At 69.3% G+C, this 9,836-nt stretch carries 8 protein-coding genes; 3 read left to right on the forward strand and 5 right to left on the reverse strand.

The window, feature by feature from the left end:
• Positions 1–70: 70 nt before the first annotated feature.
• Complete coding sequence (locus tag VF542_RS16160) at positions 71–1,012, reverse strand: hypothetical protein (protein WP_408652720.1); 942 nt, start codon at positions 1,010–1,012, stop codon at positions 71–73.
• A gap of 16 nt (positions 1,013–1,028) precedes the next feature.
• A complete protein-coding gene (gene hisN, locus VF542_RS16165; RefSeq protein WP_408652721.1) occupies positions 1,029–1,850 on the reverse strand; it encodes a histidinol-phosphatase in 822 nt (273 codons plus the stop codon).
• 23 nt (positions 1,851–1,873) lie between these two features.
• Here hisN and VF542_RS16170 point away from each other — a divergent pair, with 23 nt between their 5' ends.
• Positions 1,874–2,206, forward strand: coding sequence for a DUF2087 domain-containing protein (locus tag VF542_RS16170; RefSeq protein WP_408652722.1), 333 nt, complete (start codon positions 1,874–1,876; stop codon positions 2,204–2,206).
• Between the two features lie 113 nt (positions 2,207–2,319).
• The gene (locus VF542_RS16175; RefSeq protein ID WP_408652723.1) at positions 2,320–3,429 is read left to right on the forward strand and encodes a pyridoxal phosphate-dependent aminotransferase; all 1,110 of its coding nucleotides are present in this window, start codon (positions 2,320–2,322) and stop codon (positions 3,427–3,429) included.
• Positions 3,430–3,441: 12 nt separating this feature from the next.
• Here the strand turns inward: VF542_RS16175 and VF542_RS16180 are convergent, their stop codons facing one another.
• Positions 3,442–4,824: an FAD-dependent monooxygenase gene (locus tag VF542_RS16180; protein ID WP_408652724.1), complete on the reverse strand. Its 1,383-nt coding sequence runs from the start codon at positions 4,822–4,824 to the stop codon at positions 3,442–3,444.
• Between the two features lie 407 nt (positions 4,825–5,231).
• Between VF542_RS16180 and VF542_RS16185 the strand changes: the two genes are divergently transcribed.
• Entirely contained in the window at positions 5,232–7,913 is a 2,682-nt protein-coding gene (locus VF542_RS16185; RefSeq protein ID WP_408652725.1) for a DUF6185 family protein, read from the forward strand.
• Between the two features lie 29 nt (positions 7,914–7,942).
• Here the strand turns inward: VF542_RS16185 and rsgA are convergent, their stop codons facing one another.
• Both rsgA and VF542_RS16195 read right to left on the reverse strand, forming a co-directional pair.
• Positions 7,943–8,974: a ribosome small subunit-dependent GTPase A gene (gene rsgA, locus VF542_RS16190; protein WP_408652726.1), complete on the reverse strand. Its 1,032-nt coding sequence runs from the start codon at positions 8,972–8,974 to the stop codon at positions 7,943–7,945.
• A gap of 8 nt (positions 8,975–8,982) precedes the next feature.
• On the reverse strand, positions 8,983–9,836 hold an 854-nt coding region (locus VF542_RS16195; protein ID WP_408652727.1), incomplete at its 5' end, for a 3-phosphoshikimate 1-carboxyvinyltransferase.

Consider the following 9,836-nt stretch of genomic DNA (forward strand, 5'->3'; position numbering starts at 1 on the left):
CAGCGCTGAGGCCTGGCGTGGTGGTGCCACTGCGCGCCACGCGTCGCTGTGGGTCAGCGAGCGTCGCGCTTCAGTGGGCGTCGCCGTACCAGTCCAGAACCCGAAGCGCGCGGAGCGTGTTCCAGCGACTGGGCCGCCCGTCGCCGTCCTCCATCGAGAAGTGCACCGAGCCGGGATGGGTGTTCTCCAGCAGCCACGTGCCGTCGGGCTGCTGCTTCGAGCGCAGCATCGCGACAGCCTCGGCCAGTCGCGGATCCGGCGCGTCCCCGGTGGCGCGGAAATAGTCCAGGGCACGCAGCACGTCGTAGTGCCACCAGGTCGGGAACGAGAACCGCAGCCAGTCCTGGTCGACCACCTCGCCGGTGCTCAGCCGCCGGAACAGCCGGCGGTCGAGCAGGTACTCCTGCCCCCGCCGCCGCGACGCGACGGCCGCCGCCGAACCACCGGTGGCGCGCTCGTGCTCGAGCAACCCTTCGAGCACGCAGATCGTGGTCGCGAAGGATGCGCGCACCGACCCGTTCTCGGCCTCGCAGTTCCAGCCGCCGTCGGAGAGTTGCTCTGCGAGCAGCCGCGCGACGATGCCGTCGACATCCACCCCGAAGTAGGCGCCGATCGCCACGGTCCGGCCGTTGATGCACGGCTCGACCTCCCCGGCGAAGAACGGCTGCCCGGCGTGCTCCCATCGGCAGTTCTCGCCCACCAGCGCGATGGTCTCGCGGACCGGGCGGGCGTCCGGCTCGACGCCGAGATCGCGCAGCAGAGTCAAGGTGGGGAGGGTAGCGGTCCAGGGCTGCCCCCGGGAGAAGTCGCCACGGAAGTCCGCGGGGAAGCACGCGCCGCCCGCCCACTGGCCGTCCTCGCCGCGCAGCGCGAGCAGCCGGGCGCCCCAGCCCTCGGTCGCGACCCGGGCGCGCTCGGCGGCCACCGCGTCCGGTGGCGCGTCGCTGAGGTCGCGCAGCACCTGCCAGCGCAGCGCCGGGTCGGAGTCGAGCAGCCAGTCCTGGACAGTCATCGCCAAACGGTTCCCTTCAACGTCCGGCCAGCGCGCCGAGCAGTGCCTCGTGCAGCAGCCCGTTGGACGCGGCGGCGTTGCCCTGCTGCACGCCGTCCACTCCGTTCAGCCCGCTGAACCGGCCGCCGGCCTCGGTCACGATCGGCGCCAGGGCGGCCATGTCCCAGAGCGACAGCTCCGGTTCGGCGGCCAGGTCCACCGCACCCTCGGCGAGCAGCATGTAGGACCAGAAGTCGCCGTAGGCCCGGGAGCGCCAGACCTGGCCGATCAGCTCCAGCAGGGCCTGCTGGCGGCCCTGTTCGGCCCATCCCGACAGCGAGGCGTAGGACAGGCTGGCGTCGGCGAGCCGGCCGACCCGCGACACCCGCAGCAGCCGGGGCGGCTCGCCGAAGGAGCTGCAGAACGCGCCCTGCCCGCGGCCGGCCCACCAGCGCTGCCCGAGCGCCGGGGCGCTGACCACTCCGAGCACCGGATCGTCCTCGACCAGCAGGGCCAGCAGGGTTGCCCAGACCGGCACCCCGCGGACGAAGTTCTTGGTGCCGTCGATCGGGTCGAGCACCCAGCGGCGCGGGCCGCTGCCGGTCGTGCCGGACTCCTCGCCGCAGAAGGCATCCGCCGGCCGCTCGGTTGCCAGCCGCTGCCTGATCAGGTGTTCGACGGCCTGGTCGGCATCGCTCACCGGGCTCAGGTCCGGCTTGCTGCTCACCACCAGGTCGGCGGCGCGGAACCGTCCGGTGGTGACGGTGTCGGCCTCCTCGGCCAGCCGCAGCGCCAGGTCCAGATCGGCTGCCAACCCGGTGGCCGGCCCGGCAGGCGGATATTCCGGCGTACTGCTCACAGCAAGCAGGCTATCGTCGCGGGGTGACACAGGGCCAAGCCGGACTGGATCGCGCCCGGGCGCTGGCCGACCCGGCGTCCTTCGACGACATTGCCGATCCTGCCCTGCGCCGGGTGCTGCGCAGCTATCTGGTGCGCGGACGGCTGCCGGTGGTGCCGCGCGGCGTCAAGCGCAGCCTGCTGCTGGCCTACCTCGCGACAGCCTTCGAGCCCGGGGTGCGCTATCCCGAGGCGGAGGTGAACGCGATCGTCGGGGTGTGGAACCCGGACGTGGCTGCGCTGCGCCGGTACCTGGTGGACGAGGGCTTGCTGGCCCGGCAGGACAGCGTGTACTGGCGATGTGGGGGGTGGGTGTGACCGGTCCGACGGGTTCCGCGGGCCCCCCGGGCCCCCCGGGCCCCTCAGCCCCGGCGGGCCCCTCAGCCCCGGCGGGCCCCTCGGCCCGCTCGGCGGTGCCGCCGTTCTACGTCATGCAGGTGTTCCAGGCCGCGGAATCCCGGCGGCGGCTCGGGCTGCCGGTGTACAACCTGGCGATCGGCCAGCCGGGCACGCCGGCCCCGGCGCTGGTCCGGCAGGCTGCCGGGCAGGCGCTGGCCGAGCACCGGATCGGCTACACCGACGCGCTCGGCCTGCCTCCGCTGCGGGCGGCAATCGCCGAGCACACCCGCGCCTGGTACGGCATCGACGTCCCGGCGGCCAACGTGGTGGTGACCACCGGCTCGTCGGGGGGCTTCCTGGCGGCGTTCCTGGCCGCGTTCAGCGCCGGTGACACGGTGGCGATGCCCCGGCCCGGTTACCCCGCCTACCGCAACATCCTGGCCAGCCTCGGGTGTTCGGTGCGGGAGTTCGGCTGCGGCCCCGAGCACGGGTTCGTGCCCAGCCCCGCGATGCTGCGGGAGCTGGACCCGGTGCCCGAGGGGTTGATCCTCGGCTCGCCGGCCAATCCGACCGGCGCCATGGTGGCGCCGGGCCAGCTCGCCGAGATCGCGGCCTGGTGCCGGGGGCGAGGCGTCCGGCTGATCTCGGACGAGATCTATCACGGGATCAGCTACGCCGGTCCGGCTGCCTGCGCCTGGCAGTTCGACCGGTCCTCGATCGTGGTCAACTCATTCTCGAAGTACTTCTCCATGACCGGCTGGCGGGTGGGCTGGCTGCTGGTGCCGGACGAGCTGCTGGACGCGGTGGACCGGCTGATCGCCAACTTCACGATCTGCCCGCCGACGCTGTCCCAGCTGGCGGCGCTGGCGGCCTTCCAGGCGCATGCCGAGCTGGAGGCCAACGTGGCCAGGTACGCCGAGAACCGGGCGCTGCTGCTGCAGGCGCTGCCGGCGATCGGGCTGGACCGGCTGGCGCCGGCCGACGGGGCGTTCTACCTCTACGCCGACGTCTCCGACCACACCGACGACTCGCTGATATGGGTCCGCCGGGTGCTGGCCGACACCGGGGTGGCGCTGGCACCGGGGCGGGACTTCGACACCGTCGACGGGCACCGGTTCGCCCGGCTCTCCTTCGCCGGCGACATCGCCGACATCGAGCAGGGCGTGACGGTGCTGGGCAAGTACCTGCAGGCCGGCGGCTGAGCGAACCGGGGATTACCGCCAGCGAGCCGGAACCGCGGCTCTATTCGGCGCATCGACCGCCCGGCGGCCGAGCGAGCCCCGCAGCACCCGCACTACGATCCCCGGCGCGAGCAGCCGGGTCGGCGGGTCCACCAGGTTGAGCACCCGCAGGAACGCCGCCCCCAGCACCGGATCGGCCACCGCCGCCACGTGCAGCCGGTGCACGTAGGCGTTGACGAACCGCACCTTCGGCGTACGCCGGCCGATCACCTCCGGAAAGCGCAGGTCGGTGCCGACCGCGATCGACCACGGCCCGTCGATCACCCGGGCGGCCCCGGCGAAGAAGCGGCGGGCGAGCTGGTCGGTGCCCTGGTTGCCCTTGGTGAGCAGCCGGCGCAGCAGCAAGGCCTCCAGCGCGGCGACGGTCATGCCCTGGCCGTAGATGGGGTTGAAGCTGCACAGCGCGTCAGCCATCACCAGGTAACCGGCGGGGAACCGGCGCAGCCGCTCGTAGCGGCGCCGGGTGCTCACCGGAAAGCGCATCTTCACCGGTGGGCTCTGCGCCACGGCGGTCCGCACGATCTCGCCGACCTGCGGGGCGGCCAGCGAGTCGGCGAACGCCGCCATGCCCTCGTCGTCGGTCGGGGGTTCCTCGCCGAGCATGCCGCTGAGCGCGACGGCGTAGCGGCCGTCCTCCTGGACCGCGACGATGCCGGCCCGGGGCGATCCCGGTACCGCGTTGGTCAGCGCGCCGGACAAGCCCTCCAGGTGGTGCGGCTCCCGGCGGTAGGTGCGGGTGACGTAGGTGACGTCGACCCGCACCTGCTCCTCGGGGGGAGCCTGATAGCCCAGCTCAGCCAGCCAGAGCGGGGTGCGGGAGCCGCGACCGCTGGCGTCCAGCACCAGGTCGGCGGCGAGTGTCCGCTCGCCGCCCTCCGGTCCGGGTGTCAGCAGCCGTACGCCGGTGACCCGGCTGCCGTCGGCAGTGGCGGTCAGGCCCAGCACCTCGACCGGGCTGCGGATCTCCACCCCCGGCAGTGCCGCGACCCGGGCGCGCAGCGCGTCCTCCAGCAGCGGCCGGCTGATGCCGACGGCGATCAGCGGCGACGGGGCGCGCAGCATCCGCTGGCCGTCGTTGTACCAGTGCACGTCATCATGCAGGTCCACCAGCGGCGCGCCGCGCGCGTTGAGTTCGGCCGACAGCCCCGGGAACAACTCGTCCAGCGCCTCCTTGCCGCGGGAGAGCAGCACGTGCAGCTGGCGGCCCTGGGGAACCGCGCGCCGGGCCGCCGCGCCGGCGGGCAGCACGTCCCGGTCGAGGATCACCACGTGGTCATAGCGGTCGCTGAGCACGCGGGCCGCGAGGAGCCCGCCGATGCTGGCGCCGACGACCACGGCGCTGCGGGCAGCTGACATGGGCGTCACGCTAGGGACTGCCCTGCACGGTCGTGTCTTTGATCGTGTTCGATGCGCGGGCGGTGCTCCTCGGGTGCGGGGCATCCGGACGGCGTTGCGCCGAACGGATTCCCTCTGGGCTTTTGCCGTAGGCCGAAGTCACGAATGCCGGTGTCGTACCTGACAGCGAGTACCGGTGCGACGTCGGTATGACTCTGGCCAAGCTTCGGAGGAGACCGCTAGTGTGTTTGCTGCTTATCTGCGGTCAGGATGCTGGATAGCACGGGGGCTCCATGGAGCATCGGTCAATGATGACTAGGCCCGCTGTCCGGCAGATCTGGGTCAGCAGTCCCAGATCCCGCCGCTTCTGGCAGGTAGCAGTCCTGCTCGCTCTCTTGGTCGTAATACCCCTCGGCCTCATCTGGTGCGTGGCAGGCACGGGATGGGCAGCCCCAGCTAATCCGGTCAACTGTGGCGATCCGGCCCTGAAAGAGACACACATCAAGTCAACAATCGAACTTCGTGCTTCTAGGTTAGATCTACCGCTTGTGACGGTAACGGAGGTCTATACGATCCCGGCAGCCTGGCCCGGAGCAGATGCGCTACTCGACGAACGCGATTCCTCGCGCCATGAGAGCGCGCTGCGGTGCCTTATGGTTCCGTGGGACGATCAGGATTACCGGCCTCGAGAACCGACGACGAGCTTGGTGAACGGAACTCGTTCCGGGGGCAAACCCGAGGGAACAGTAGAATTGCGGGATCAGATTCTGGTCGAGCTGTCCGGGGCCGGCAAGTCACATGCAGGTTCGTGGGTTATCGATTCGACCACTAAAGAGATGCGGATAACACTCTTTGATAAGGACGCGCCCGCTGCTGTCGCGCCGCTCCAATTCTATGACTTCCACCGGACCATATGTATGGAGCTATCCGGTTTGGAACTCAGTTTCATGCACCCACGACCGATATCTTCTGATGGGCAGATGCGTGTTTCCTGGAAACTTGCCGGCCGGGACGAGCTGCGTAGCTGGAAGGCTGTAGCCGCCTTTGGCACGGTCAAGCGTATTACCTTATCGTCAGGCTCAGGAGCTGGCCGGGTGGCCTCTGAGATCTCCTGGCGGTCAGCCGAAGCCGTCTTCTATGTCTTTCTACTTCTCGTGGTACGTCATCTATATGCCTCGAAGGGGAGTGGTAATACATCTGACACGACCCGCCCCTTCCGAGCGATTGTGCTGATGGCGGGGCTGAGCCTTGCTGGGCTGGCAGCTGGCCTTATTCCATATCTAATCAACGGCGATTTCGCTGGAGACTACTTGAGTTACGCCTATTGGCGATGGACAGCTCTGGTCTCCTTGCTCTTTTTTGCCGTGGTACTTGCTGTTCTCTGCGTGTGGTCTCGTCACTTCGTTCCCATGGTGGTGCTCATACCGCTCGTCGGACTGGGGTTGGCTTTGATCCTCCGGCCACAACGGTTCAGTTTTACGTCTGACATGCACTTCAACCCTGGCGGCACTTCGACCGGCCCGGTGACGGTCAGCGAATTTGCCTCAGCGGGGTGGCTCCTTACGATACTGATTCTGGTGACCTGGGCACTGTTGCTGGCTGTGGGCACCGCGCTACGACGACTCTCGCGGTCCTCGGGTGGCCGTGAGAACGACACCGTGGTTACGCCGCCATCCAGGCGGTGGCCAGCCGACTGGGTTCTGCTAGTGACTAGTGGGCTTGCAGCGGTATTCATCGTCACGGGGTGGGTCTGGCAGCAGAAGCAGACATGGGATCGCAACAATCTCTTCCCGGTAGCTCAGCCTGATCGTACCCGGGAATTTGTGCACTTCCTCGCTGACAACTCAATTGTGTATCCGGGTGCGCTTCTCGACGAGTTCAACGGTGTCTTCTGGTATCTGAGTGTCATCGCGGTAATCTATGCCTTGATCCGAACTACGCCGGTAGGCGCGCTCCGGCCAACTCCTGGGCAGTATGTACTCATCTCCGCCGCGCTGCCGTATTCGCTTTATTCAGCGGAGTGGTACCTCGGATTCTGGGTGCCGTTGGCGTTTCTCCTGGGCGTGTGGATCATCGCGACTCTCCCTCGAGTCAGCCGACGAAACCTGCTTCGAGCAGCGGTGCTGTGCCGCCCAGACCCCGATACGAGCGAACTACAAGCACGTCCGTTAGAGACGGCACTATCGGCCCTTCGCTCACTTCGCCCGGCGTTGGTAGACGCCCAGGCCACACTGCAGACGGCCAGACTTGCCGCTAGGGCACTCGACGATGAGTTATCTGCAGGTAAGATCACCATGCAGGAGTACGACACCAAGGTCGGCAAAATCCGGGAAGCCATCGACGAGTACCGATCATTCCCTCCTCCGTCACCCGGAGGAACACTCCGCCCGAAGCCGGGTCTTTATCAGCTACTCAGGGGCGACCGCCAGCATTCGAGCACGGCATGGATGTTGCAGGGAGACGTGGCACCCGGCGATATCGCTATCAGCATCGGGCCCGGGAACTCGTGGATCGATAACGGAGTCCGGGCCGCGCGGCTGATCGTAGTCCTCAGCCTGCCTGCCGTGGCCTACTTCGTCTGGCTTGCTACGCGCCCAGGCCAATGGGCCGACCCGCTGGGGTACTTAGGATCGCTGCATATTGCCGAGGCGATCAGCTCAGAGCTTTTCTTCTGGGCTGCTGCGGGGTTCTTCTTCGGATGTCTATGGACAACGCTGCCCGGCCGCCGAGGAGCCACCAAAGGCTTGGCGTTCGCCCTTGCTGCGTCGGTACCGCTGGCTGTCGAAAGTGGACTCGCCGTGCTGCTGGACCAGTCGCGCGATCCTTTTGCCGTGCCACGGGTACTCGCTATGATAATCCTTTTCATTATCGTGGCCGTGGCCTTCGACTGGCAGACCATGCATGCCGAGGATCCGCTGGGGTTGCGATCGTGGCGTCCGCTGCTGAGCATGTACGGCGTCCGGAAGCCGCTCGCTGGCGCAGCCGTACTCGTTCCGATCATCGCCAGCGCAGTGGGAATCTATTTTGATCTCAAGGCCGGCCTCTCAGGCACCAACGCGCCATCCCAGCAGTCAGACCTTGGGCGCCTCTCATCACCAAATTCGCGTTGAGGGGTGCGTCGGCGCTGGAGCTTTTCAGCTCAAGGCAGCGGGATCGCGCCGCCCAGGTCCTTGCGGCTGACCAGCAGCCGCCGGAACGCATCCAGCCGGGTCGGCGTGGAATGCCCGGCCGCGACCCAGGCATCAAGCTTGCAGCCGTCGGCGGCCGACAGGTGCTCGCAGCTGCCCGGGCACTGGGCCGCGCCGTCCTCCAGGTCCGGAAACGCCCACAGCACGTCGTCGGCGCTGACGTGCGCCAGCCCGAACGAGCGGACCCCCGGGGTGTCGATGACCCAGCCGTGCGCCGGCTCCGGCAGCGCCAGCGCGAAGACCGAGGTAGAGGTGTGCCGACCCTTGCCGGCCTCGCTGACCACGCCGGTGCTGCGGGCGGCACCGGGCACCAGCGCATTCACCAGCGTGGACTTGCCGACACCGGAGTGCCCGACGAAGACCGTGACGTGCGAGTCCAGCACGGCCATGATCGGCGCCAGGTCGGCTCCGCGGGAGGTGACGATGGCGGGGATGTCGAGCTCGGCGTAGTTGGCCAGCACCTCCTCCGGTGAGGCCAGATCCGCCTTCGTGAGCAGCAGGATCGGCTCCAGGCCGGCGCTCAGCGCCGCGACGACGCACCGGTCGATCAGGCCGTAGACCGGGGGCGGGTCGGCCAGCGCCGCCACGATCAGCAGCTGGTCGGCGTTGGCCACGATCACCCGTTCGTACGGGTCGTTGTCGTCGGCGGTGCGCCGCAGCACGGTCTCCCGCGGTTCCAGCCGGACGATCCGGGCCAGCGTGTCGGCTGCTCCGGTCAGGTCGCCGACCACCCCGACCCGGTCACCGACGACGATCGCGCTGCGGCCGAGCTCGCGGGCCCGCATCGCGGTCAGCAGCACGCCAGCGCCATCAGCGATGCCGTCCAGCAACACCGTGAACCGGCCGCGGTCGACGGTGACCACCATCCCGGTGGCGGCGTCGTCGTGCGCCGGCCGTTGCTTGGTGCGAGCCCGGCTGCCGTGCCGGGTCGGCCGGTTGCGGACGTCGTCCTCGTCCAGCCGCCTGGTGTCGCGCTGCGCCATCCGGGCGGCTATCCGGTGGCCGAGGAGGGCGCCAGCAGCTGCCGCCACATGCCGGGAAAGTCGGCCAGGGTCTTGCTGGTGCAGCCGATGTCGTCCACCTCGATGCCGGGCACCGCGAGCCCGAGGACCGCCCCGGCCTGGGCCATCCGGTGGTCGGCGTAGCTGCGCCACGGGCCGCCGTGCAGGGCCGCCGGGCGCAGCACCAGGCCGTCCGAGGTCTCGCTCACGTCACCGCCCAGCCCGGTCAGCTCGGCCGCCAGCGCCGCCAGCCGGTCGGTCTCGTGGCCGCGGATGTGCGCCACCCCGGTGATCACCGACTCGCCGTCGGCCAGCGCCGCGAGCGCCGCCAGCACCGGGGTCAGCTCGCTGGCGTCGTGCAGCTCGGCCACCAGCGGGGCGATCGTGCCGGTGCCGGTCACCGTCAGGCCTGCCTCGCCGTGGCTCACGGTGGCGCCCATCGAGCTGAGCAGCTCGGCCAGCAGCGCGCCCGGCTGGCTGGTGGTGACCGGCCAGTGCGGCACCGTCACCGAGCCGCCGGTCACCAGGGCCGCGGCCAGGAACGGTGCGGCGTTGGACAGGTCCGGCTCGATCACCTGGTCGGGCAGCCGCACGACGCCGGGACTGACCAGCCACCGGGTGGCGCCGGTGGTGTCGATGCTTGTTTCGATGCTCACGCCCGCCGCCCGCAGCGCGGTCACGGTCATCTCGATGTGCGGCAGCGACGGCAGGCCGGCGCCGTCGTGGACGAGTTCCAGGCCCTTGTCGAACCGGGCCCCGGCCAGCAGCAGCGCCGAGACGAACTGCGAGGACGCCGCGGCATCGATCTGCACCCGGCCACCGGGCAGCGAGCCGGCGCCGTGCA

Origin of the sequence: Jatrophihabitans sp. (assembly GCF_036389215.1) — a bacterium.
Classification (GTDB): Bacteria; Actinomycetota; Actinomycetes; order Mycobacteriales; family Jatrophihabitantaceae; genus Jatrophihabitans_A.